The following is a 24268-nucleotide window of genomic DNA, read 5'->3' as shown; positions in this document are numbered from 1 at the left end:
GCTGGTACCAAACTTCGAGTGTATGTACGGGCCAAGTCCTGTCGTCTTGTGAAGTGCAGTGTAAGGCGAGTTACTTGCAGTGCCACGACCCGAATACAGGAAGTTACTTGTATAACATTCCTCAATGCTCATCTGCGGGCCCAGGGGAAGGAGGGTCCACTCCGAATCAGCGCCGGTACTTTTGCTTCGGATATTGGATTTGCGACTCTACTAATGATAACTGCACGTTACCTGGAGGGGGGACAGGAAAGCGTTGCCAGCAAGATATTTGGTCGGGAGTGGATGGGAGTACCTTCGCAGATGGCTGCTATATTTCGGGATCTGGCTGCTGAGCTGGGATGCGCAATATATCTTGTTCCAGTTGGAATCGGAGAATTAAGAACATGATGAAGTCTTCAGCCGCCGTTATACTTCTTGTCGTTTGCGCTTCGGGCCTCCTTCAGGCTTGCGAGTTTGCTCAAAATGAAGCACCCGAGTCCGAGTCTCGCATAGCCCCTTCACCGCCGCGACTAGATTTTGGCATTCGACACGATGGAGTGAAGATAGATTTTGCGCTTGTTGTGGCCAACGCGAATTTCGAACCACTTAGAATCTCCGAAATTACTACCAGCTGTGGGTGTACTACTGCAGGTGGGACTTACGTTAGAGCAATCGAGCCCCAATCAGTGGTGTCAATACCGATGTCATGGACGCTTCCAACTGGCGATGGCGCCAAGAAGTCCAACATAGTTGTGACATTCGATGACCAAAATGAGAATCCACGGCATTATGAGCTAATTGCAGAGGTGCCGGAGACTTGTCCGAGGGAAGTGGCGATTGGCTTCATTGGTCCACCGCCTGCATTATATGAGGGCGAGTTTTACTTAAGGACCTTTCCAGGGGAAGAATCAATACAAGTCGTTTCAACCGAGACTTCGACCAGCGCGCTCACAGTCTCAAGCATCGCTTCAAATGAAGATGTGGTTCGAGTTTCGTTCAGTTTTTCCGCGGATGCTCCACGGGATATCCGCGAGTCAATAACTTTAAACACAAACGATCAGATTCAACCGGTGAAATCAGTACTCTTGACGGGTAGAGTAGTCGACTACGTTGAGTTGTCGAAGAGGGAAATCTATCTGGGATGTGCGAAGGAAGATTATCCCAGAGTCGAAACTGTGGAGGTGCTCGCAAGCGAAGGCTTCGAACTTGTAGATTCCAATTTCTCCACTCTCGAGGAACGCGGCTTGCACATTTCCCTGGGCGGGGCCGATATGTCTTCACTCAGCGTATCTACAACGCCTGCCATTTTTGCCAAACGTCAAAGGGGGACGGTACAGCGTGAAATCGCCACTTTTTCCTGGCGTGTCGGCGTCCAACAGGGTGAGGCGGAATTGGCGATTCTTTTTATGGTATTGTAGGAGGGCTTATGCGCATTAAGTTATGGGTTCCCGTACTGGTAGTAATTTTTGTTTGCACCGTGTGCGCCATGATCTTCCTTTCGGGCCGGGAGGGCCCTTCGGCGCCTCTACCCGCCTCGGAGCCAATCGCGGGAAATATTCCCGTAGAGGCGCCGGCGGCTCTGACCGGTTTGCCAGCGATAGCAACGGTGGAGGATCCGGTCGTTTCTGAATTGCCTGGCCTGCTTGCTGGCCGTCTCTACTCCCCCTCCGGCGAACCGCTCGCCGGAGAAGCTTTGCGGGTGGTCGCACTGTCCACGGGACGGGCGCCGGCAATACAAGCGGAGCAGATTCTGGACGGAGAAGGCCGATTCGCCGCCCGGCTCAATTTCGGAAAATACAAAGCCATCCTGGAGTCAGGCGAGCTTTTCGCGGAGCACCGCTTTGAATTGTCGCCGCGTCATCCGGCGGCGTACTGGACGGAGGCGGTGGGGGCCGCTGGGTGGATTTTTGGACGGGTGTTCGGCCCGGAAGGACAGGGAGTGGCTGGAGTCCATATCGTTCCCACCGCCGAGCACTCGGGTATTACGTATCAAAGGCTACAATTGACCGGCGATGCCGCCGCTGTCTCCGAGGAAGCTGGCGCGTTTCGAATTCGCATTGCCACGGCGGCGCCACACCTGTGGCGACTTGCCGCGGTAGTCCAGGGCGCAGTGGCGACAATTTCCGCTCCCGTGGTTCCCGGAACCGACAACGTGATTCTCCGCCTGCCAGGTGAAACGACCTTGCACGGAACCGTATGGGATCTGGTGGCGGGCGAGCCAGTGCCGGGTCTTGTACTGGCCATTGAGTCGCGGCCTTTCTACGTGGATGCCAAGGAAGTAAGAACGGGGCACGATGGTTCCTTCACCTTGACTGTACCGCAGGTAAACTATTCGATTGCGGCCGTGGACAAGGCACTAGTTCTGATGGGGGATACCGAGGTGGACTTACGGGGAAGCGTGGACACCGAGGTAATGTTGTTCTGCAGCGCGGGGAGTGTTGTCGAGGGGAACGTTATGAATGTGGCGGGAACACCCTTCGCGGGCGCCGAAGTTCGCGCCTCGGTGCAGGCGCTAACAAAAAGCGCGCCCACTACCAGCGATGGCTTCTATCGTCTAGAGGGGCTTGGCGCGGGAGAGTATCGCCTCGAGGCGCGGCTTGACGCGGGCAGGCTGGCCCGGCCGCTGACACTCTCGGTCGGCGCCAAGCCCGAGATACTGCGGCAGGATTTTGTAATTGACTGTTCCAGCATTCACGGTCGAGTGGTGTCTCCCAGCGGCGAGCCGCAAGCCAATGCGAAAGTATGGGCCAGAAACTCCGACTCCCATCTATCAGTATCTACAGACGTCGATGGCGCCTTTGAATTTCCATGCGTTCAGGGACAAGAGATTTTCTTCGAAGTGAGTGCGAATGGACGGGAGAGCGGAGAGCTTGGCCCTTACTATGTGGCGGATACGGCGACGGAAGGCATCGAGCTCGTCCTGGACTACGCCTGGGACGGGTTTGTGGCGGGCCGTGTGGTGGATGCCGGCGGACGCGGGCTGGCCTTTGCCAAGGTTGCTTTAATTCCAGATGGCGAGCAAATGGACCCACTGTTTGCAAGTGTTGACACAGACGCCGCCGGACATTTTTCGTTGGTCGCGGCTACGCCGGCTTCGTACGAACTAAGGGTGTACCCGCAGATTGCCGGCGTCGGCACGATAGTGGCCAGCGCCTGCAGTTGGGCGCTCGCTCTAGGCAGCGGCGAACGGATGGCGGGACTGGTCGTAGAATGCGATTACCCCAGGGGGCAGATCGAAGGGGCCGTGACCGATCAGTCAGGCCGGCCAATTAACATGGCAAGAGTAGACGCCATGGGAGTCGGGTCCTCCGGAGCCGCGACTACTGGAATGGACGGGCGATTTGTAATAGCTGGGCTGGAAAAGATTCCCTTCACCGTAGCGGCCACACATTCCAGATTTGCGTCGGCGGTACGGTATGACGTGACGCCGGACGCGAAGGACCTGCGACTCGTGCTCGAAAATAAACCAATGGTGCTTGTCAATGCCACAGACCGGCTAACCGGGAAACCGTTACCGCAGTTCAGTGTTGTATTCGTGTCGCGGCAGTTACAGAGCGTGATAGGCCCCGTGAATGGCGCAAGTCCCGACGGCATACTGGAGATTGAAATAGAGCCGGGGCGCACGAAGGACATTTGGGCCATTGAAGTGCAGAGCGCGGGCTACGAACGATATCACGCCGAAGTGCATCTGGAATTAGAAAGCGGCTCTCGGGAGTTTCATGTTGCGCTGGCCAAGGCGTATCGCGTCCTTCGCGGAGTGGTGCAGGACTCAACCGGCCAGCCGATGCCGGGCGCCGCCCTATTTCTAGACGCCATGCCGGAGCCCGCGCCCATGACCAGGAGCGTAGACAATACAACCACGCCGGGGGAGGGGCCACCTCCCGACGCCGTTGCCGGCGCCGATGGCAAATTCGAATTCGAGCTCTCGGGCGACGCTATACGGACGGTCTTTGCCTCTTTGGACGGCTACGCCCCTGGCAGCGCGAGTGGAAGGCCCGGCGCCGCGTCAGACCCGCCGCTTGTGATTCAGCTTCAGCCAGCGGGCAGTTTACGGGTCGCCGTCGTGAAGCACGGCGAGCCGGTCGTTGGCGCCAGGCTGTGGCTCGCGCCACATGGACTGACAGGAAGAACCCTCCCGGCAGACGGCACAATGACGTGGCCCACGGTTGCCGCGGGCCCAGCGATACTGGACGTTGCGGAGAGTGGCCAAAGCGAGACAATTGCGACATCGGTGGAAGTAGAGGTAAGACCGGAAACGCTCACAGAGGTCACGGTGGACCTGCCCTGACAAAAGCCACCTACTCGTAGTAAAGTCGAGGCGTCCACCAGGCGTCCACCTATTTATCGACACGCTGCGCCACGCCACCTCCCCAATAGCAATGGGCGTGTCCATTGCCCAGGCGTTCTCCTTCCCGTTCCCTCGAAAAGCGGAAACAAAAATGATACAAAGCTAGTCGTCTCTATAGGCGTGTCATAGATGTCCCTACTGTATTAGAGTATCCGTGCGATCCGTGGTAGATTCTTCCATTAATTGATTGCGGACAAGAGCGGCGCCAAGGTCATCATGATTCAGAGAAATAATCCCCTTGACACCTGAAAAAATATATAGTATTCTTTCCCCAGGCGCAAGAAGGGAGGCAGACCCATGCGGATCGAAAAGCTGTTGCAGTTCGACATTCCGGAAGCCGTGGTGGATCTGTGGCGGCGGCGGGAGAGCGGGGACCTGCTGCCGTTGCAGGAGCGGGCGGTGAAGCGGCATGACCTGTTTGGCGGGGGGAACCTGCTGATCCAGGCGCCGACGAGCTCCGGGAAGACGTTTGTGGGGGAGATGGCGGCGGTGCACACCGCCCTGCGGCGGAAGCAGGTGGTGTACCTCGTGCCGCTGAAGGCGCTGGCGGAGGAGAAGTACCGGGATTTCGAGGAGAAGTACGCGGAATACGGGCTACGCGTGATCATTTCGACGCGGGATCACCGGGATTTCGACGGGGACCTGGAGCGGGGCGATTTTTCGATCGCCGTGGTGGTCTACGAGAAGTTGTCGCAATTGCTGGTGCGCCGTCCGGAGCGGGGCGCCGAGATCGACCTGGTCATTGCGGACGAGCTGGAGATTCTCTCGGACCCCGAGCGGGGCGCGGGGGCGGAGCTGTTGCTGGCGCGGCTGCTGGGCGACGGCGTGCGGCTGATCGGGCTGTCGGCGGTGATCGGCGGGGCGGAGCGCCTGGCGGGTTGGATGAATGCGGATCTGATCCAGTCGGACCAGCGCCCCGTGGAGCTGCGCTACGGTGTGCTGTATGACGGGCGCTTCCGCTACCGGACCTACAACCAGCCGGGCGAGGGCGTGGAGGATCTCGTTGACGCGTGCAGCGAGTCCGCGGAGGATCAGCTGGCGCAGAACGTGGCGGCGTTTGCGGCGGCGGGCGAGCGGAGCATCGTGTTCGTGCGCGCGAAGCACGACTCGCGGCGCGGCGCGGACCGGCTCGCGGCGGCCGTGGATCTGCCGCCGGCGTCGGAGGCAATCGCGGCGCTGGAGGCGATCGAGCCGACCCGGTCGCGCGACGGGCTTCTGGCGGTGCTGGCGCACGGCGTGGCCTTTCACAACGCCGATCTGTCGCCGGAAGAGCGCAACATTGTGGAGGCGGCCTTCCGGAGCGGCGAGGCGCGGGTGCTGGTCTCCACGAGCACGCTGGCCGTGGGCCTGAACCTGCCCGCGCGCAATGTGTTTGTCTGCACGGAAAAATGGCGCTACGACGCGCGCCTGGGGATGCCCTGGAAGACGCCGGTGCTCCACATGGAATACGAGAACATGGGCGGGCGCGCGGGGCGCTACGGCGCGGGCCACGCCTTCGGACGCTCCATTCTCGTGGCGACGTCGCCCTTCGAAGAGGAGGCGTGCTGGCGCAAGTACGTCGAGGGGGAGCGCGAGCGAATCGAGCCGCAACTCGATCGCGGCCCGCTGGAGGACCACATCCTGCGGCTGGTCGCGTCGCGGCACTGCGCGACCCTCCGCGAACTGCGCAATCTCCTGGAGGCCACGCTTTCCGGCCGCTGGGTCTGGGCCGAACGCTATACCCTCGACGAGATCGGCGCCCGCATCCGCGCCGCCGTCCACCGCTGCGCCGAGGCGGGTATGCTGGCCGAGGGGCCGCTGGAGGACGACTCGCCGCTCGCCGCGACGGCGGCGGGCGCGGCGGTGGCGAAGAAGGGCGTCGCCATCGCGTCGGCGCGTGACCTCGTCGCGTGGCTGGAGGCGTCGGCGAATCGGGACTGGTGCGACGCGGACGCGATTCTGGCCTTCGCGAGCACATCGGACGGGCGCGCGGCCCAGGTGCTGCTGACGGCGCGCGAGTACGACGAGGCGGGATACGTCGACATGCTCCGGGCGCACACGCGCGATTGGGAGGACGAGGCGGATGTGCCGCTGAACCGGCTGCGGCGATCGCGCGTTCAGCCCTTCTTCGAAGAGCTTCGCGCGGTCAAGGTGACGCTGATCCTGCTGGACTGGCTGGAAGGCGAGCCGGTGCAGGCCATCGAGGAGCGCTACCACACGATGTGCGGGCAGGTGCTGGTGGCCTCCGCGCAGATCGCGTGGCTAGCCGACGCGGCCTCGGCCCTGGCGCGGGCGCGGGGCGCGGGGGAGGGGTTCGCCGCGCGCCTGCAGGCCCTGGCCGAAGGGCTGGCCTCCGGGCTGGCCGTGGATCTTATCCCCATCGCGCGTGCGGCGGACCTCACGCGGGCCGAATGCCTCGCGCTGCACGGGGAAGGACTGTCGTCGCCCGCCGCGCTCGTGGACGCCGGCGCGGCGTCCCTGGAGCGGTGCGTGGCGCGGGATAAAGTCGGTGCGCTGCGCGCCTGGGCGCGGAAGTCGATCCAGGAGGCGGCGCCGCCCCCTGCGGAATCGGACTCCGCGCCGGAAGCGCCCGCGCTCGTGGTGGATGACCGTCGCCCCAACGAAATCCGGCTTTTCGGCCAGGCGGTGCGGCTGCAGCGGAAGCAGTACGCGCTGATCCGGCTGCTGGCGGGCTGTCCGGGCGAGTGCGTGCCCTACGACGCGATCTACGACGCGCTCTGGGGCAAAACCGTGGTGGAGCAGAACCAGATCCACTACCAGAAGCGGACCCTGCTCCAGCGGATCCGCGAAGCCTGCCCCGGCCGCGAGCGCGGGCTCATCGAGACGCGGAGCAAGTGCGGTTTCGTGCTCGCGCTGGCGCCGGAGGCCGTGGTGGTGTCGGCGCGGGCGGTGGCGGCGGTATGAGGGCGCCGCGTTGCCCCGCGAAACGGCTCTCGGGTACCATGGCTCCCCGCGGCAGGCGGTGGCGACCTGCCCAACCCCAGGAGTACCCCCAGTTATGAATACCCGGCACGGCATGCTATTCGCCGCGGTTGCGACCGCGCTCATTCTGGCCTTTTCCGCGAGCGCGGGCCGCGTGGTGATTCTCGGATTCGACGGCGCCGACCCGGGCATCGTCCGCACCATGATGGAGGCGGGCGAGCTGCCCAACCTCGCGAAACTTCAGGCCGGTGGCAGCTTCCAGGAGCTTGGCTCCAGCAGCCCGCCGCAATCGCCCACGGCGTGGTCCTCGTTTTCGACCTGCAAAACCCCGCACAACCACGGAATCTACGACTTTCTCCGGCGCGATCCAAAAACGTATCTGCCCGCGCCGGGTTTTGGCCGCCTCCACCACGCCGAGCTGGACGCCAGCGGCAACCTGGCCCGGCCCGCGCGCTACGAAAGCAACCGGCAGGGCGACAGCTTCTGGAAGGTCGCGAGCGATCAGGGGCTCAAGGTGAAGGCGCTGCTTGTGCCCTTCGCCTATCCGGCGGATGACCTCTCCGACGAGTGCCGGATGCTCTGCGGGCTCGACACCCCCGATATCCGCGGCACCCAGAGCACGTATTTCGCCCTCTCCACGGCCTTTCCCGCCGAGGAGTCCGTCCCGGGCGGGTTGCGCCTGCCGCTGAAGCTGGAAGGCGACCGCGCGACGGTGCAGATTCCGGGCATTCGCAATCCGCGGACCAATGACTACGTCGAAGTCCCGCTGGAAGTCGCCGTCGATGCCGCCGCGAAGTCGGTGTCGCTGGCCGTGCAGGGCGAATCGGTCACCTTGAAGGAAGGGGAGTGGAGCGGCTGGGTGGAGTGGGAGTTCGCACTGTCACCGTCGTACTCGGTCCGCGCGATCAGCCGCTATTTCGCGACGGAAGTGGGCGAAACCGTGCGGATCTACATGACCTGCCTGCAATTTCATCCGGAAGCGCCCTACGCGCCGATCAGCACGCCCGGATCCTACGCGGCGGATCTCGTGGAACGCGTCGGGCTCTACAAGACCATCGGCTGGGCCTACGACACCAAGGCGCTCGAACGCGACGACATGACCGAGGCGATGTTCCTGGAGGACGCCCGGCGAACCATGGCGTGGCGCGAGCAGCTCGTCCTCGATGAGATCGACGCGGGCAACTTCGACTTGCTCGTGGGCGCCTGGACCGCGACCGACCGCGTCGCGCACATGTTCTGGGCGCACCGCGACCCCAAGCACCCCCTCTATACCGAGGAAGGCAACAGGAAATACGGCCGCGCGGTCGAGGACACCTACCTCAAGATGGATTCCATTGTGGGCAACGTCATGGCGCGCCTGAACGACGACGACCTGCTCATGGTGATGTCCGATCACGGATTCCACAGTTTTCGCAAAGGCTTCAGCGTGAACACCTGGCTCGTGCGCAACGGATACCTGACGGTAACCGGCCAGCCCGACGCCTCGACCGCCTTCACGGACACGAAGTACTTTTTCGACCGCGACACGCGGGGCTACACCTACGACTGGTCGCGCAGCCGGGCCTACGGGCTCGGGCTCGGCATGATCTTCCTGAACCGGCAGGGCCGCGAGCGCAACGGCATCGTGACCGATGCGCAGGCGGGCCCGCTGCTGAAAGAGCTTCAGGAGAAACTGCTCGCGGTAGTGGACCCCGACACCGGCGAGCAAGTCTTTCGCGCGGTATACACCCACGCCGACCCGCAAGGCGTTGCGATCACGGACGCGCCCGACATCCAGCTCGGCTATGCCGAGGGCTACCAGACCGACAAGGCCTCGGCGGCGGGCGCGGCGCCGGTGGACCTGTTCAGCGTCAACGACTCCAAGTGGAGCGGCGAGCACGCCAGCTCGGACCACGAATTCACCTCGGGCATACTCTTCTCCAACGCGAAGCTGAAGCCGGGCGCCACCTTGCTCGACCTCGGCGTGACCGCGCTGGATACGTTGGGTGCGAAGGTCCCGGCGGATTTCGAGGGCAAGCCGTTGCGGTAATTCAGCGCGGGGGACAGGCCGAAACAACGAATAGATCTGGCGCCACCGTTGACGCTACCCGGATACATGCCGGAAGCCTCCGATTTCCCGATTCCGTCTCCGCTGCAACTGTGGTGTACCTTTAAGGAATGGAATCGGAGTAGACCACAGCCATGTCCCTGGATGATGCAGCCCTCCTGAGGCGCTGGACCGCGCGGCGGGAGGCGGAAGCCTTCAATGAAATCGTCGAGCGCTTCGCGGACCAGGTCTACCGGACGTGCCACCGCGTTTTGCGCAACGAGGCGGACGCGGAAGAGGTGTCGCAGGAGTGTTTTCTGCAGCTTGTGACGGCGGGCGGAGACGTGCGGACGTCCCTCGGGGGCTGGCTCCATGCCGTGGCGACGAACAAGAGCCGGGAACGTATCCGGCTGGATGCGAACCGCCGCGCGCGGGAACGGGCCTACGGCGTCCTGGCGCCGGATCCGGTCCAGCCTGCGTGGGACGATGTCCGCGGGCATGTGGACGAGGCCATCGAGGCGCTTCCGGAAGTACTGAGAGACGCCGTCGTGGCGCACTACCTCGGGCGAAAATCCCACGTTGAAATCGCCGCGGAATTCGGCGTGACCCGTCGTGCGGTGTCCTACCGTATTCAGCGCGGGCTGGAGGGTATTCGCAAGGACCTCCGAAAGCGGGGCGTGACGTTGTCTGTGGCCAGTCTCGGGATGTCGCTGGCCTTGGATACGTCCGCCGCGCCCCTTTCCTTAAAGGCTTCACTTGTAAAACTCGCCATCGCCGCCGGGACGGTCTCCGGCGGGGGTGGGGCCACCGCAACCGGCGTTACGCTGGGGAGCCTTTTACTTATGAAAACGAAAATCCTTACGGTGTCTGGAATATTGACCCTCCTCGCGGCGGGGGCCTATTTCGCACTGGCGCGTACCGCGGCCGAGGCGCCGGGCGGCGGCGCGGGCCCCGAACCCGCGGACTCATCCGGCATGGTAGAGACCGCCGGCGCCCCGGCCGGGCCGCCCGCGCCGGCGCCGGCCGCCGTCGTCGCGGCCGTAGGGGAGACGCCATCGCTCGACGATCTGCTTGCGCTTTCGCGCGGGGAACTGGAAAAGGCACTGGAGCACTATCCGCCGATCGCGGACCCGGCGCAGTACGCCTCGGTCTCCGGCATGGTGCTGGATAAGGACGCCTATCCCGTGCGCGGTGCGGCGATTGCACTTGTGCCCAGCCACGCCTGGGGCAAATTGCCGGGTGCGGGCGGCATTGCCCGTACCGGGACCAGTGGCGCGGATGGCGTCTACCTGATCGGCGGCATCCGGCACGAAGGAGGCTTCCGGGTGGCCGCGTCCAGGGACGGCTTCGCGTCGGAGGCGAAATACGCGGCGGTCGAAGCGGGAAAGGAAACGGTGCTCGATTTCATGCTTCAACGCGGCGCGGCGATGCACGGGCGCGTCCTCTCGGCTTCCGGCGCACCCGTGCCCGACGCGTATGTTTATTGTATCGGCCTGACGGGGGCGCGCAAGTTGGTGTCCGACTTGCAGCGCGCCGCCAATACCGATGGGGAAGGCCACTTCACGCTGGGTTTCGAGGAAGAAGAGCGCGGATTCGTGGCGGCGCTGCGCGTGCGGTCGGCGGAGCACGGCAGCGCCACGTTTCCGGACGTCCTCGTGCAGACAGAGCGCCCCGTCGACTTGAAGCTGGCTGCCCCGGCGGTCATCCGCGGAACCGTGAAGGACCGTAAGGGCAAGGCGTTGTCGGGCGCGCGCGTCACGTTCTACGCACAAAAAACCATTGGCGTCCAGCGCGCCGACGGCGAGGCTTGGTCAAGCCCTTCCTACGCGGGCAACTTCGCCGGTATCAGTGATGCCTCGGGCCGCTACGCCACGGAGGTCGACGCCGGAATGGACTTTCAAGCAAAAGTGGATATGAATGGATTCGACGACGGCCGCGAAAGAATGGACCCGATTGCAGCATTGGCCGCTGGCGAGACCCGCGAGTACCATGCCGTGTTTGATACCAATTGCATTACCGTCCGAGCGACGGTTGTGGGCCAGCAGTCGGGCCAGCCTTTTTCAGGCCATGTGCCCGTCGAGGGCGTTGCGTTTAAAGACGATGAGCCCATCGCACGCGGCCAGCAGGATGGGCGCCTCGCGCTCCGGTTCACGCTGCCAGGAGAGCGGGGAAAATATACCTTTCAGGCACGCTACCTGTATGACGACGATATCACTGGCAATGTGTCCGCGCCTCAAAAACTAAGGGGCGGAGACGAGATCGACATCGAGCTAACCCTGCCCGAGCCCCAGGTTTTCTCGGTGCGGATTCTAGATCCAGGCGGGAGCCCCGTGGAAGGCGCCGCAATAAAGTTTTCAACCGAGACCTGGGGGGGCGGCCCCGTCGCGTACGGCCAGACCAACGCCGGGGGACGCCTGGACGCCCCCATACTCCTCGCGCCCATGAGCGGCGCGCAACTCCTTGTCGAAAAGCCAGGCTACGCGATGGCCTTCGGACCGGACTTCGAGGAGCAGAGCCCCGGCACGGTCCATCCCGAAGAAACCATCGTGCTCTGGCAGGGCGCGGGAATCGAAGGCGACCTCGTGGACGGGGAAGGACGGCCTGTGGCCGAGACGGCCTTGGCCATTACGGCCACCAACCGCGACGGCCATACCTGGATGCTTGAGGCCATCACCAACGCGCGCGGCCACTTCACCGTAGCCGGCAGCGCCCCCGCGGATGTGGTAGACATCAGCATTTCGGCGGGCGATTGGGCCTGGTCGGCCGAGCAGGTCGCGTTGGAGGCGGATACCATTGCGGGACTCGGCGAGATCGTCCTGGGCCGCGAGCCATGAGTGTAGTGTCATGCGCCAGCGAGGGATAGCACAGAATGGACAGGACCGACCCGTCCTGTCACTGTCTATCGCCTGTTCCCCGCCTCCCGCCTACTTCAGGAAATCGATGTCGCGTTCCGTCAGCTTCGGGGTTGCGCGGCCAGCGTCCTTTTTCAGCGCGGCGACTTCTTCGGGGGTGGTGATGGCGCCGAGTTCGAGGGACACGTTGCACCGCTCGCCCGGCTTTAACGATTTCAGCAGCCCGAGTTCTTCGTCGAGCTTCTTGCCCTGCACGCCGCAGTTGCAGGGCTCCAGCCCCACCACGTAGTCCTGCTCGCCCAGCATTTTCCATTCGGTGAAGCGGGGGAGCGCGTCCTGGTTGTACTTCACGTAAACGCCGAAGCCCTCGCCGCGCGCGAAACCATTGTTCACGATGGCCGCCGTGACCGTGCCGTCGCCCGCGGGCGCCATGTCGTGGAAGTAAACCTTCTCCGCATAACCGTGCGCCGGACCGTGGAATTGGGCCCAGGCCTCCTTGCCGTCCTCGGCTTCCGCGTCGCGCGGGGCCACCAGGCGGCTCGGCGCAATGAGCTCGGAGCCCTCATCCACGGCGGGCCAGCCGACGTTGCAGTGGTACAGCAGCATGTACGGCGCGTCGTTGAAGCCTTCGTTTTCGATGACGTCCTCGATCCAGAAGCGGTTCTCGCCCAGCTTCGTGTGCACCGTGCGCGTGAGCGTGAGGTTCTCGTGGAAGAGCGCGGTCTGCCGCATGGTCCCCGTCACCGAGATGACGTAGTCCTCGCCGCGCCACTCCTGCACCACCTTCAGGTTGCGCGCGGGCGTATTGCCGATGCGCCCGTGGAGCCCGTTCCCCGTCAGTTCGCTGCGGTCTTCCGGCGCGCCGACGTTGTTGAGCCCGCAGGTGGTCACCAGGCCGCCGAAGTAGTTGCGGAGCCAGCGGATACCCTCCGCCTCGTAGTACTGCGGGGCCACGTCGCCCGTCGTCGAGCGCCAGCCCATGGCCTGGCCCTGATACGACGCGGCGGCGATGTCGAGGCAGCGGTCCAGCAGCACGGTAACTTCAAGGCCCGTGCCGGTTTGCAGGATGGCCGCGCGCGTGGGGCGCTCGTTGCCATCGTCCAGCTGCACCAGGCGCACGCCGGCGATCTGGTCCATGTTGCCGACGCGGCGGCGTAAATCCTTGACTGAATACTCTTTTCCATACAATTTCATTGTGAGATCTCCAAGGTGCTGGGTTCGTGCTCGCCCCGGCGCGCTATTGTCGGGCGCCCGCGCGTGGCGTTGCAAGCCTGCGGCGTGGTTGCGCCGCAAAAATGTTGCACGCGGTGGGTTTAACGGACATAATTATATGATGTATAATCAGTTAGGACGGCCGCGCATGCGGGTGTCGTGGTGTGGGTGCGCGAAGCCGGTCTTGGGCGCCGCACCGCACTGTTCCGGTCTCCGAAGAGTTGTCAACCCCCTCGACGGGCCGTATAATGCACGTTGTATCATACGTTTATACCTTTTTCTTCAGCACTTCTTCGGAGCAGTCCAATCGCAGGAAGGAGGGTTCACCGCTGTGACGATGACCAAGCGTGAACTTGTCATTCGGGTGGCCAATAAACTGGGCATGACCCAGAGCGATGTGTCAAAGATTATCGAAGGCGCCTTTGACACGATTTCCCAGTCCCTGGCGAGTGGACAGCGGTGGGAATTGCGCGATTTTGGCGTCTTCGAAGTGAAAACGCGCGCATCCCGGATTGGCCGCAATCCCCGCACAGGGGATCAGGTTCCGGTGCCGGAGCGGCGTGTGGTGACGTTCCGCCCTGGAAAGCGCATGAAGGAGCTGGTGGCCGGGGACGTTGAAGAGGAAATCGGGGGGGACGGCGTCGAGCGGCGGCCGATCCAGCCGGAGCATTTCCCCCAGGAAGAGGAGGCCCCCGCGCGGGAGCCCTTTTAGCCCGATTAATGCCGCTTATTCTCGCCGCAGATACCAGCACCGCCATTTATTCCATCGCGCTCTGCCGTGATGACGCCCTCCTGGCGGAGGCCGTAATCGATGGGCGGCGCCTGCACTCCGAGCGCCTGCTCCCGTCGCTTCAGTGGCTGCTGGGCGAAGCGGGGCTCACCCTCGCCGACGTTGAATTGCTCGCCATCGCCATCGGCCCCGGCTCCTTCACAGGCCTGCGCATCGGCGCCGCCACCTGGAAGGGTCTTGCGCTGGCCAACGATCTCCCCCTCGTCGGCGTGCCCACGCTCGACGCGATGGCCCGCCTGTCGCCCGCCCCGCCCCGAGGCTGCCAGGCCGTCCTGCTCGATGCCCGCATGAAGGAGGTTTTCTGCGCGGCCTACCGCTTCGACGGCCCGGAGCGCGTCAAGGTGCTGGCGGATCGTGTTTGCGGCGTGCCGGCCTTCCTGGATGCGCTGGAAGCGGCGCCCGGTTTCGATCCCGCGGAGGTTTCGCTGCTGGGCGATGGCGCGCAGCTTTACCGCGAGGCCCTGGCCGCCCGCTGGCCCGAGGCGGTGTTCGCCGCCCCCGCGCAGGGCGCCCCGCGCGCGAGCGCCGTGGCCCTCGAAGCGCTGGACCTGCACGCCCGGGGGGCGTCGGGCGATGCCGGCCTCGTCAACCCGGTGTACCTCCGCAAGTCCCAGGCGGAAGTCAACCGCGACAAGCGGCTTTCCGCCGCGCCGTGCTGAAACGGGCCCGGTAGATGGCTACGCCGTCCGCTCCCGGCATCGACGCGTCGGCGCTGCGCTTCGAGCGCATACAGAAGCATCACCTGCCCGCCGTGCTCCCGATCGAGCACGAAGCCTACCCCGATCCCTGGACCCAGGGCATGTTTCATCAGGAAATCCAGAACGCGGCGTCCCACTTCTACCTCGCCTTTCTCGACGATACCCTCGTGGCCTACGGCGGATTCTGGATGATCCTGGAGGAAGTGCACATCACACGCCTGACCGTCGCCCCGGAATACCGCATGCAAGGGCTCGGGCGGCATCTGATGGACTACCTCGAAGCGCGCGGGGCGGCGGCGGGCGGCCGCATCATCCGGCTGGAGGTGCGCGAGAGCAATGCCGCCGCGCGCGCCCTGTACCGGGGCGCCGGTTATCAGGAAGCCGGCGTTCGCCGGAACTACTACGCGGCCACCGGCGAAGACGCGATTGTGATGGTCAAGGAACTCGCAACCTGAATGGACAGTCGCCGCTTTCCGTCCATTTGCTGAATTGGTATCACTTTAGCCGAACGAAATACAGTGGCCAAACCAGAGCGACTTGCTGAATAAAGGCTACGTGCAACTATGGAGCGCCGGCGGCCCGCTGGCAGATTGCGCCGCCGGCGCTCCATGCACACCGGCTCCATTAGTAAAAACACATACTGTTCCGCACTTCAGACCGCTAAGGTGTTACCTGAATTGCGGTTTTGCGTCTTTGCGCCTATAATGGCCGCCTGCACGCCGCCTCAACTGGGACGGCCGCCACCACAGGAGCTCCGCCTTGAACCAGCCAGCGCATGAGGCCCCGAAGTCCGTCCCGCTCGGGGGATTGGGGACGGGCGCGGTGGAGCTCTGCGCCGACGGCCGCTTCCGGAATCTCACGATCAACAACAACCGGACGCTGGCCGCGCGCATTCCCCTCGCGCGGCACAGTTTTCTCGCCATTCGCGCGTCGGGTGACGGGCGCACATGGATGCGCCGACTTCAGACGCCGTGCGCCGGGGAAGATGCGCCGCACCTGCTGCCGGCGGGCGCCCTGAAGTTTCGCGGGCAGTATCCCCAGGCCGACTATCAGGTTGAGGATCCCGCCGCGCCCGTCACCGCCGTCTGGAGCGCGTTCGCCCCCGTGGTGCCCTACGACTACGAGGCGTCCGCACTTCCCCTGCTGGTCCTGGCCGTACAGGTGACCAACCGCTCGCCGAGCCCATGCGAGGTTTCGGTGCTGTTCAACTGGGAAAACACGTGCGGCGCCAGCGCTATCCGGCAGCCCGACGCCATCCCGCCGATCACGCCCGATACGCTTGTGACCCAGGCGGACTGGGACCAGATGAAGCAGGGGGGCGCGGAGGACCACGAGCGCCGGTTACGCGTCTCGTCGGGGCGCATCGACGACGCGGCCCCGCGCGATATCCGGCCGGGCGACGTGGCGCCGAACGCGCTGGTCTACGGCGGGCTGGACACGATCCAGGCGAACGAGGACGGCCAGTACTGCATCGCCACACCCTGGAGCCGGGCATACCGTACCTCGCTGGCGATCTGGGACCCGGAGGATGCGGAGGCCGCGGGCCGATTCTGGCGGCAATTCGAGGCGGATGGCGAGGTGAGCGGCCTGGGTGCGCCAGCGGTGGCGCGGGCGGGCGCGGTGTGCAATCGCTTCACGCTCGGCCCGGGCGAATCGCGCCGGGTGACCTTCGTGGCGGCCTGGTATTGCCCGCGATACGTCGTAAACGGTGTGGACGAGGGCAATTACTACACCAACAACTATTCCGGTGCGCGGGCGGTGGCCCTGGCCGGCCTGGCCGACAGCGCGTACCTCCACAGCGCGGTTTCGGCCTGGCAGCAGCGATTGCACGGCGCGGATCTGCCGCCGGGCCTGGCCCGCCGGCTCCTCGCCGCGTGCGAGGTCCTGAGCACCAACTCGCTGCACGCGCGCGACGGGGCTTTCGGCCTGATGGCGGGCCCGCACGACCCGCGCGTCAATTACCTGCGCGATCGCTGGTTCTGGTCCTTCGGCCTGATGCTGTTTTTCCCGCGCCTCGAAACGGAAATGCTCGAGCGCGCGAGCGGGCGCCTGCTCCAGCCGGAAACCCGGGCGCTGCGCATCAGCGATGGACTCGAAGGCTTCAACGCCCCGGAATTCGCGGCGGGGGGCGCGGCGCGCGTCGAAGCGTGCGCGCAGTTTGTGTTGCTCGCATGCCGCAATTTTCGCTACGGCGGCAACCTGGCGGCCAGCGCCAGGCTGCTGACGCCCATCCAGGAAGCCATGGCGGCGTTGCTGGCGACCGACAAGGATCTGGACGGCTTCCCGGATATCCTGGACGAGGAACCGGGCCTCGATGGCGCGTCCGCGCGGGGCCTGAATGTGATCACCGCCGGACTCTGGCTCGTGGCGCTTCACGCGGCGGCGCGGTTGGCGCGCCGAGAGAAGCGCGCGGAAGCGGCGCTCTATCAGAAGGCCTCCGAGCGCGCGTCGCGGGCGTTTGAGCGCTATTTCTGGAACCGGGAGCACGGCTATTTCCAGCTTTATCCCAAGCCCGCGCTCGGCCTGATCTCCGAGACCGCCCTGGCGCCCGCCTGCCACCTCGGTCAGCTCTTCCCCATCTGGATCGCGGACTTTCTCGATCTGCCGGATGTGTTTTCACCGGCGCGGATCGCGCGGATCCTGGAGGCCGCCGCCAGCCGGGGACTCGATCACGGACGGATTCGGATGCTCTTCCTGCCGGACGCCGCCGGAGAGACGCCCGATACATCCGCGGCGGGAACCGGCGCCCCAGCGCTCGCCGAGATCTACACTGGTGTCGCCGCGCACGCCTTGGCGCGCAAGCATGCGCCGGATTCGGCACTTTGCGCGCAGCTCCCGCATGCCCTGATGCCGGGCCCACCCGGCGAGCGAGAGTCGATGGAACCGGCGCGGGCGCTTGGCGCGCTCGTGCTCTGGTACGCCGTGGTTCCCGATGGCGCGGCGCTCGTGCTTTCCGAGAAGCAGTTGCAGCTCAACCTGGAGCGTTTCGCGCGCGGTGAGCGCCGGGCGCTCACCCTCTACACACCCAACGGGTTCGGTAAGGTCACCGTGGAGGTGGGCGGCGCCGATGCGGCCTACACGTGCCGGATGGCGTATGAAATGGACATCCCGCAGGAACTGGCCTCGATTTCGATTTCACTTCCGGCGGATGTCGCCTCCGCCCGCTGCCGTCTCTACGCGGGCGACGAGACGATCCCGGCGGACACGCGGCGCGACGCCGGGAACCGCCTTATCGTGACGCCGCGCGTGAAGTTGTCTACCAGCGCGCTGCAGCTGCGGATCGGTGAGGGCCCCGAGGCCTCCGGCTCCGAGATGGGCGCGCGCAAGTGGACCCTGCCATGGTTTCGCTCGTAATGTCTGTGCGGATATCGGGAAACCATTCGAAATGGAGGCGCGGATCGGGCGAATGACTATCGCAGGGCTCACCGGCGGCACGGGCAGCGGAAAATCCACCGCGGCGCGCCGCTTCGAAACGCACGGAATACCCGTGATTGACGCGGACGCCACGGGCCACGCGATGATCGCGCCCGGCGGGCCGGCGGAGACGGAGGTGATCGCGGCGTTCGGCGATGGCATTCTCACTTGTGGTAGGATCGATAGAGAAAAGCTCGGCGCGCTGGTGTTCGCCAATCCCGGCGAGCGCGAACGCCTCAACCGGATCGTGCATCCGAAAATGGCCAGCGCAATCGCGTCGCAATGCGCGGAGTACGCGCGCGGCGGGCACACCGCGTGCATCGTGGACGCCGCCCTTCTTGGCGAAGGCGCCGCGCTGGAGCCGTGGCTGGATTGTCTGATTCTCGTTTCGTGCCCGGAGGCGGTTCGGGTGCGGCGGCTGGTCGCCGGGCGCGGCCTGGATGAGGCCCGCGCTCGCCAGCGCATCGCCGCGCAGATGGACCCGGAAGAGAAGCGCCCCCTGGCGCGCTGGGTGATTGAAAACGGCGGGACCCTCGAGGGCCTGCACACGCAGGTGGACGCGGTGGCCCGGGCGCTGTTGCAAGGCGGCGCGGAGCAGGAAGTATGACCAGTTGCCAGGCTTGCGGAAAGCTCATCGCCTCCGGGACGGGGGAAGTGCTCTGCCGCGCCTGCCGCCTGGCGAAACAGGCCGCGGAACAACCCGCCGCGCCGCCGCCGCCCAGCGAACCTGCCGCCGAATCGCCGCCCGAAGAACGGGAGTTGCTCTGCGTGCGTTGCCGGCGCCACGCGGCGATCGACGATTCCGAGTTTTGCCTCGGCTGTCACCTCGAGCTCATCGCGGCGCTCGGCGAAGCGGCCGAGGAGGTCTTCCGAACGCCGCCCGCGCCCCCGGCGCCACCGGTCTCCAGCGCGGTCAGCCTCATGAGCGATGTCGCCGACAAGCGCGACCGCACCGCGACGAGCCGGATTCGGGTTGCTGGCGGCGTAAAGATCAAGTAGCGCGCGGCGGCGACTTGTACCGGATCCCGGAATCATCTAAGGTAGGCGGGCATATTGAACCGACTACCGCTTGAACTTCCGGAGTTCCAATCCCGCATGAATAACGGACTCGCCCTGACCGATTACATCATTCTGGCCGGTTTTTTCGCCGTGATGCTGGGCATCGGCATCGCCTACGCGCGGCGGATGAAGAATCTCAGCGATTTCTTCAGCGGCGGGGGACAGGTGCCCTGGTGGCTCGCGGGTATCTCGCTCTACATGACGACCTTCAGCGCCTTCACCTTCGTTTCCTACTCCGCCCTGGCCTACCAGTACGGCTTTGTCGCGGTGTCCATCTGGTGGTTCTCCATTCCCGGCTGCCTGCTCAGCGCGTGGTTCCTGGCGGCCCGCTGGCGGCGCGCGGCGACCACGAGCCCGGTGGAATATCTGGAGACGCGCTACAACGCCACCATCCGCCAGGGTTTCAGCTGGTTCGGCGTGCCCCTGATCGTGGCCGACGACGCCCTGAAGCTCTTCGTCATCGGTACCATGATCACCGCGAGCGCCGGCATGACCAGCAACGAAGCGAAGACCTGGGCGATTATCGGGTGCGGCGCAATCATGCTGGTGTACACGCTCCTCGGCGGCCTCTGGGCGGTCATGATCACCGACTTCATCCAGTTCATTGTCATGGCGGTGGCGGTGCTGGTGCTCGTGCCGCTGGCTGCGGCCGCGGCGGGCGGCGTGCTCAGCGTACTGGAGCGCCTGCCCGAAGGCTACGGCAACGTGACCAACGCCACGTACACCTGGCCGTGGCTCCTGTCCTTTTCGGTGATCCTCGCGCTCACCTTCGCCACGAAATGGCCCTACGTCCAGCGCTACTACGCCGCGCGCAGCGACGCGGAAGCCCGCAAGGTGGGCTATACCGTGGCCGTGCTCACCGTCATCGCGCCGCCCCTGCTTTTCTGGCCCGCCATTGCGGCGACGCAGTTCCTGCCGGATGTCGCGGACGCCAACGAAATCTACCCCATGATCTGCCGGATGCTCTTGCCCGTCGGCCTCATGGGCGTCGTGCTCGCCGCCATGTTCTCCGCCACCATGTCCATGCTGTCGAGTGATTACAACGCCGTGGCCTCGGTCATTACCAACGACATCATCAAGCGGCTCTTCGCGCGGAACGCCTCCGACCGCGCGCTCCTGCTGATCGGGCGCCTCTCCACCGTGCTCGTCGGCGGCCTGGCCATGATCCTCGCCGTGGCGCTCGTCTACGCGCAGGAACTGGACGAGCTCGTGAACATCATGGCGCAGCTCTTCGCCGTGCTCCTGCCGCCTGTCGCGCTGCCGATGGCCGCCGGGCTCCTGAGCAACCGCGTCTCCGGGCGCGGCGCCATCGCCGGCTTCGCGGCCGGCGCCCTCCTCGGAATTGGCGCCTACGCCATCAGCTATCCCGCCGTCCAGTCCGCCTTCGCGGCGCTGCCCGGCCTCGCCTGGCTCGCCCCCGGCGAAGACGCCTCCCTCGCCTGGCTGCGCGGCGTGCAGTGGCTCACCTGGATCACCATTCTGCCCACCGCCGCCGGCCTGGCGATCGGCAGCCGGATCTGGCCCGATTCTCCCGCCCGCCGCGCCGAGGTCGACGCCTTCCTCGACGGCCTCACCGCCGCCGAAACGCCCGGCGCGGGGCAGGGCCGCCCGCGAGACGGCCTCTACGCCCTCTACATCATCGGCATGACCTGCGCCCTGCTCGGCGGGCTCATGGCGGCCGCCGTGCTCGCCACCGCCCCCCTCGCAGACGCCTGGCTCACCCTCCTCGTCGGCCTTCTCCTCGGCGCCGGCGGCGCGCTCGCCGCCTGGCGCGGAAAACTCGGCATGCAACGTCTCGGCGAAGGCATTGAGCCGCCTCCCGCCGATCCGGTACCCTGAAATGGCAAAACTGATCTTGGCCAGGCCAGGCATCCTGCCTCCCCGACGAGGGACAGGCGTTCCGCGGAGAGCCATACCCGGACCGGCGAAATCGGCGGTGAAGTGGGTTTACATCCCAATAAAGGATACGACAAGCAACTTGGAGATGTGGGAATGGTCGAAAAACATAGCCGTTGGGGCGGGCCCTGGCTGGCCGCCGAGATCGAGCAGGAACTGGAACTCCTCAAGGAGCTCCGGCGGGAAATCGAGAATGGCCCTGATCGCGTTTCCATGGGGCCATTGAGACTCGATACCGTCAGGGAGCGGATGCGGGAACTTCGGGAGGAGTTGGCGGAAGCCCGGGAGCGAGAAAAGAAGGATACGAACGGATGAATGCGGTGCAACCAGAAGGCCAGCGTAGTGATAACGCTGATTGAAGCGAGGAATTATCGCTGCCTCCATTATGTTCGCCAGCCGATGCAGGCGTTTCACGTGCTTGTGGGGCCCAACGCGAGCGGTAAGACAACCTTTCTGGACGTCGTGGCCTTCTTGGGTGACCTTGTGTCCGGCGGTCTTGAAAAAGCAGTGAGAGACAGGTCACAGAACTTTCAAGACCTCTGCTGGGGACGCGAGTCTGACGGGTTTGAGCTTGCGATCGAGGTCTTGATCCCTGACCACTTTCGAGCGCTACTTTCCGACCAGAGTTTTGACACGGTCCGCTATGAGGTCTCACTCGGCGAAGAGCAGTATTCCGGGGAGTATGTCATACGTAGCGAGAAGGTCCTGCTGCTGAAGGCGGAACGTCATACAGAGAGCCCCCAGCAGGTATTTCGCTTTCCCGATTTGCGCGCGGCGCCCGAGACAATACTCTCCATAAAGGGGGCTCGCAACGCCAAGACGGTCGTCAACAAGGTCGAAGGCGGAAACGACAATTTCTACTCGGAAGTCTACAAAGAGTCCGGCAAAGGGTGGGCGCCAGCCTTTAAGCTTGGCCCAAGAAAGTCCGCCCTCGGCAATCTGCCCGAGGATGAATCCAAGTTTCCAGTAACGACGTGGCTGAAGCGCCTCTTGACCGATGGGGTTCAGCAATTCGTGTTGAACAGCATCGTAATTCGCAAGGCCTGCCCCCCGGGCCAGACGCGCGGCTTCAAGCCCGACGGTTCCAACCTTCCCTGGGTCATAGATGCCCTGCGCAGGAAGTCCGGGGATTCGTTTAGACGGTGGATAGAACATTTGAGAACGGCGCTTCCAGACTTGGAAGACATCGATACCATTGAGCGTGAGGACGATAAGCACCGCTATCTCGTCTTGTGTTATCAAGGCGGCTTACGTGTGCCTTCATGGATGGCGTCAGATGGCACACTGCGCCTTCTCGCGCTGACTCTTCCGGCCTATCTGCCGGACATCAGCGGAGTCTATCTCATTGAAGAGCCGGAGAACGGAATCCATCCCCGGGCCGTGGAGACAATGTTTCAGTCTTTGTCGTCGGTCTACGACGCCCAAATCCTGATGGCCACCCATTCACCGGTTATCATCAGTATGGCCGAAGCGGACACGATCCTTTGCTTCGCGAAGACCGTTGAGGGTGCGGCTGATATCGTATTGGGAGGAGATCACCCCGCATTGCGAAGCTGGCATGGAGAAACCAACTTAGGGGTGCTGTTCGCTGGCGGAGTGCTTGGATGAGCGCCGTCGAGGATTCGAAGGATCTGGTGGTGCTGGCCGCGGACAAGGACATGGAACACGCAGTGAAAGGCATCCTGGGGCGCTGGAAGTCTTTGCAGATCCGGGAGCTTACGTGGGATATCTTTGTCCATCCCAACCGTGATCCGGGTTGCCTGCTCGAGGCGCATGAGTTTTTGCGGGACCACTCGGGCCGGTATCGGAGAGCGATCATCATGTTGGATCGCGACGGGTGCGGAAAAGAGAGTTCGGGCGCATCAGCAATAGAGTCTGGAATCGAGGAGCGGCTTCGAAATACCGGTTGGGATGGCCGTTGCGCAGCGATAGCGCTTGTTCCCGAACTGGAGGCCTGGGTTTGGAGCGACTCGTCCGAAGTGCCGCGTGTGCTTGGCTGGGCAGGCGTCCAGCCACAACTGCGCGACCAGCTTATCGCGCAGGGACTTCTTGAACCCAATCACTTGAAGCCCGTTGACCCGAAGCGCGCGTTGGAATTTGCGCTTAAGCGGGTCAAGATCCCACGTTCCGCATCGATCTATCATCAAATTGCGTGCAGCGTGAGCTTGTCGCGATGCGAGGATCCGGCGTTCAATAAGTTTAAAACCACCCTGCAATCCTGGTTTCCGGTCGGGTCGGAAGACTGAACAAGACGATACCCCGCACAGCGACATCGCGCATTCATCCATACGACAGTGATATCGGTGGTGTGCCGCTCGGCGGATGTCCCACCGCGGCGCCATCAGCGTCCGCAGCCGCCCCATTCTCCACTAACCAGCTTCCCGTTCACGCGAATGTCCATATTTGCCGCCCCCATTCGTTGATTTCTCATAACAGGCCAACGCGGCCACAATCAGGCAAAGGAGCGAGAAAAATGCGTGTTATGGTGTTTGTGAAAGCAACGGCGGACAGCGAAGCGGGAAAAATGCCCTCGACCGAGTTGATGGAAGCCATGATGCAGTTCAACGAAGCGCTGCACAGCGCGGGTATATTGCGAAGTGGCGAAGGGCTCAAGCCGTCCTCGAAGGGCAAGCGCGTGGCCTTCGACGGAGCCCGCCGCGCGGTGACGGACGGCCCCTTCATCGAGACCAAGGAGCTCGTGGCGGGCTATTGGATCTGGGAGGTTAAGGACATGGACGAGGCGGTGGAATGGGTCAAGCGCTGTCCCAATCCCATGCCCGGCCCCAGCGAAATCGAAATTCGCCCAATCTACGAGGCTGCCGATTTCGGCGAGGTGATGCCGCCGGAGTTGGCGGAGCAGGAGGAGTCGCTGCGCAAGCGGCTCGAGGCGTGAAGTCATGAATATCTCCAGCGCGCCACCCAGGCTCGCTCCCGCGGGTCTGGGTGCGCCGCTGGAAATTTGCCGGGCGCATTCACGTATACTGGGGCGGCAGGTATTTCAATAACTGAACTGGACTTGTATGCGGGCGCAACGAAACGGCAGTGTGATCCTTTACGCGCCCCCGTTCCGTC

17 protein-coding genes are annotated in these 24268 nt (G+C 64.2%); 16 read left to right on the top strand and 1 reads right to left on the bottom strand.

Going from position 1 to position 24268, the window contains the following annotated elements:
• The first annotated feature begins 383 nt into the window (after positions 1 to 383).
• The 5 genes from KF886_03545 to KF886_03525 all read left to right on the top strand — a co-directional run bounded on the left by KF886_03545 (position 384) and on the right by KF886_03525 (position 12109).
• Positions 384 to 1397, top strand: coding sequence for a DUF1573 domain-containing protein (locus KF886_03545; GenBank protein ID MBX3176411.1), 1014 nt, complete (start codon positions 384 to 386; stop codon positions 1395 to 1397).
• 8 nt (positions 1398 to 1405) lie between these two features.
• A complete protein-coding gene (locus KF886_03540) occupies positions 1406 to 4267 on the top strand; it encodes a carboxypeptidase regulatory-like domain-containing protein (GenBank protein ID MBX3176410.1) in 2862 nt (953 codons plus the stop codon).
• Between the two features lie 357 nt (positions 4268 to 4624).
• Positions 4625 to 7231, top strand: coding sequence for a DEAD/DEAH box helicase (locus tag KF886_03535; protein ID MBX3176409.1), 2607 nt, complete (start codon positions 4625 to 4627; stop codon positions 7229 to 7231).
• Between the two features lie 94 nt (positions 7232 to 7325).
• Positions 7326 to 9278 carry an alkaline phosphatase family protein gene (locus tag KF886_03530; protein ID MBX3176408.1) on the top strand — a complete coding sequence of 651 codons (1953 nt, stop codon included), beginning with the start codon at positions 7326 to 7328 and terminating at the stop codon, positions 9276 to 9278.
• Positions 9279 to 9430: 152 nt separating this feature from the next.
• Complete coding sequence (locus tag KF886_03525; protein MBX3176407.1) at positions 9431 to 12109, top strand: sigma-70 family RNA polymerase sigma factor; 2679 nt, start codon at positions 9431 to 9433, stop codon at positions 12107 to 12109.
• Positions 12110 to 12199: 90 nt separating this feature from the next.
• Here the strand turns inward: KF886_03525 and KF886_03520 are convergent, their stop codons facing one another.
• Entirely contained in the window at positions 12200 to 13321 is a 1122-nt protein-coding gene (locus KF886_03520) for an aldose 1-epimerase family protein (protein ID MBX3176406.1), read from the bottom strand.
• 355 nt (positions 13322 to 13676) lie between these two features.
• On the opposite strand from KF886_03520, the gene KF886_03515 reads away from it, so the two are divergent.
• The 11 genes from KF886_03515 (at position 13677) to KF886_03465 (ending at position 24089) form a co-directional block, all read left to right on the top strand.
• Positions 13677 to 14051 carry an integration host factor subunit beta gene (locus KF886_03515; protein ID MBX3176405.1) on the top strand — a complete coding sequence of 125 codons (375 nt, stop codon included), beginning with the start codon at positions 13677 to 13679 and terminating at the stop codon, positions 14049 to 14051.
• Between the two features lie 8 nt (positions 14052 to 14059).
• On the top strand, positions 14060 to 14788 hold the full coding sequence (gene tsaB, locus KF886_03510; GenBank protein MBX3176404.1) for a tRNA (adenosine(37)-N6)-threonylcarbamoyltransferase complex dimerization subunit type 1 TsaB: 729 nt from the start codon (positions 14060 to 14062) through the stop codon (positions 14786 to 14788).
• Positions 14789 to 14802: 14 nt separating this feature from the next.
• Complete coding sequence (rimI, locus tag KF886_03505; protein ID MBX3176403.1) at positions 14803 to 15282, top strand: ribosomal protein S18-alanine N-acetyltransferase; 480 nt, start codon at positions 14803 to 14805, stop codon at positions 15280 to 15282.
• 304 nt (positions 15283 to 15586) lie between these two features.
• Positions 15587 to 18181, top strand: coding sequence for a hypothetical protein (locus tag KF886_03500; protein MBX3176402.1), 2595 nt, complete (start codon positions 15587 to 15589; stop codon positions 18179 to 18181).
• Positions 18182 to 18233: 52 nt separating this feature from the next.
• Positions 18234 to 18848: a dephospho-CoA kinase gene (gene coaE, locus KF886_03495; GenBank protein ID MBX3176401.1), complete on the top strand. Its 615-nt coding sequence runs from the start codon at positions 18234 to 18236 to the stop codon at positions 18846 to 18848.
• Entirely contained in the window at positions 18845 to 19240 is a 396-nt protein-coding gene (locus KF886_03490) for a hypothetical protein (GenBank protein MBX3176400.1), read from the top strand. Before coaE ends, KF886_03490 begins: the two co-directional genes overlap by 4 nt.
• 96 nt (positions 19241 to 19336) lie before the next feature.
• A complete protein-coding gene (locus KF886_03485; GenBank protein ID MBX3176399.1) occupies positions 19337 to 21139 on the top strand; it encodes a sodium transporter in 1803 nt (600 codons plus the stop codon).
• A gap of 153 nt (positions 21140 to 21292) precedes the next feature.
• Complete coding sequence (locus KF886_03480; protein MBX3176398.1) at positions 21293 to 21511, top strand: hypothetical protein; 219 nt, start codon at positions 21293 to 21295, stop codon at positions 21509 to 21511.
• Between the two features lie 27 nt (positions 21512 to 21538).
• Entirely contained in the window at positions 21539 to 22804 is a 1266-nt protein-coding gene (locus KF886_03475; protein ID MBX3176397.1) for an ATP-binding protein, read from the top strand.
• Positions 22801 to 23442 (top strand): hypothetical protein, encoded by a 642-nt coding sequence (locus tag KF886_03470; GenBank protein MBX3176396.1) that lies wholly within the window; start codon positions 22801 to 22803, stop codon positions 23440 to 23442. The genes KF886_03475 and KF886_03470 overlap by 4 nt, the downstream gene beginning before the upstream one ends.
• Before the next feature lie 227 nt (positions 23443 to 23669).
• Entirely contained in the window at positions 23670 to 24089 is a 420-nt protein-coding gene (locus KF886_03465) for a YciI family protein (protein MBX3176395.1), read from the top strand.
• Positions 24090 to 24268 lie beyond the last annotated feature (179 nt).

Source organism: Candidatus Hydrogenedentota bacterium (assembly GCA_019637335.1).
GTDB lineage: Bacteria > Hydrogenedentota > Hydrogenedentia > Hydrogenedentales > JAEUWI01 > JAEUWI01.
Note: the sequence above shows the minus strand (reverse complement) of the source record. Positions and strands in the feature narration are given on the sequence as shown.

What these genes read in the sequence shown, in the direction of transcription:
- KF886_03545 (MBX3176411.1), top strand. Translation starts at nt 384, where the DNA reads ATGATGAAGTCTTCAGCCGCCGTTATACTTCTTGTCGTTTGCGCTTCG.
- KF886_03540 (MBX3176410.1), top strand. Translation starts at nt 1,406, where the DNA reads ATGCGCATTAAGTTATGGGTTCCCGTACTGGTAGTAATTTTTGTTTGC.
- KF886_03535 (MBX3176409.1), top strand. Translation starts at nt 4,625, where the DNA reads ATGCGGATCGAAAAGCTGTTGCAGTTCGACATTCCGGAAGCCGTGGTG.
- KF886_03530 (MBX3176408.1), top strand. Translation starts at nt 7,326, where the DNA reads ATGAATACCCGGCACGGCATGCTATTCGCCGCGGTTGCGACCGCGCTC.
- KF886_03525 (MBX3176407.1), top strand. Translation starts at nt 9,431, where the DNA reads ATGTCCCTGGATGATGCAGCCCTCCTGAGGCGCTGGACCGCGCGGCGG.
- KF886_03520 (MBX3176406.1), bottom strand. Translation starts at nt 13,321, where the DNA reads ATGAAATTGTATGGAAAAGAGTATTCAGTCAAGGATTTACGCCGCCGC.
- KF886_03515 (MBX3176405.1), top strand. Translation starts at nt 13,677, where the DNA reads ATGACCAAGCGTGAACTTGTCATTCGGGTGGCCAATAAACTGGGCATG.
- tsaB (MBX3176404.1), top strand. Translation starts at nt 14,060, where the DNA reads ATGCCGCTTATTCTCGCCGCAGATACCAGCACCGCCATTTATTCCATC.
- rimI (MBX3176403.1), top strand. Translation starts at nt 14,803, where the DNA reads ATGGCTACGCCGTCCGCTCCCGGCATCGACGCGTCGGCGCTGCGCTTC.
- coaE (MBX3176401.1), top strand. Translation starts at nt 18,234, where the DNA reads ATGACTATCGCAGGGCTCACCGGCGGCACGGGCAGCGGAAAATCCACC.
- KF886_03490 (MBX3176400.1), top strand. Translation starts at nt 18,845, where the DNA reads ATGACCAGTTGCCAGGCTTGCGGAAAGCTCATCGCCTCCGGGACGGGG.
- KF886_03485 (MBX3176399.1), top strand. Translation starts at nt 19,337, where the DNA reads ATGAATAACGGACTCGCCCTGACCGATTACATCATTCTGGCCGGTTTT.
- KF886_03480 (MBX3176398.1), top strand. Translation starts at nt 21,293, where the DNA reads ATGGTCGAAAAACATAGCCGTTGGGGCGGGCCCTGGCTGGCCGCCGAG.
- KF886_03470 (MBX3176396.1), top strand. Translation starts at nt 22,801, where the DNA reads ATGAGCGCCGTCGAGGATTCGAAGGATCTGGTGGTGCTGGCCGCGGAC.
- KF886_03465 (MBX3176395.1), top strand. Translation starts at nt 23,670, where the DNA reads ATGCGTGTTATGGTGTTTGTGAAAGCAACGGCGGACAGCGAAGCGGGA.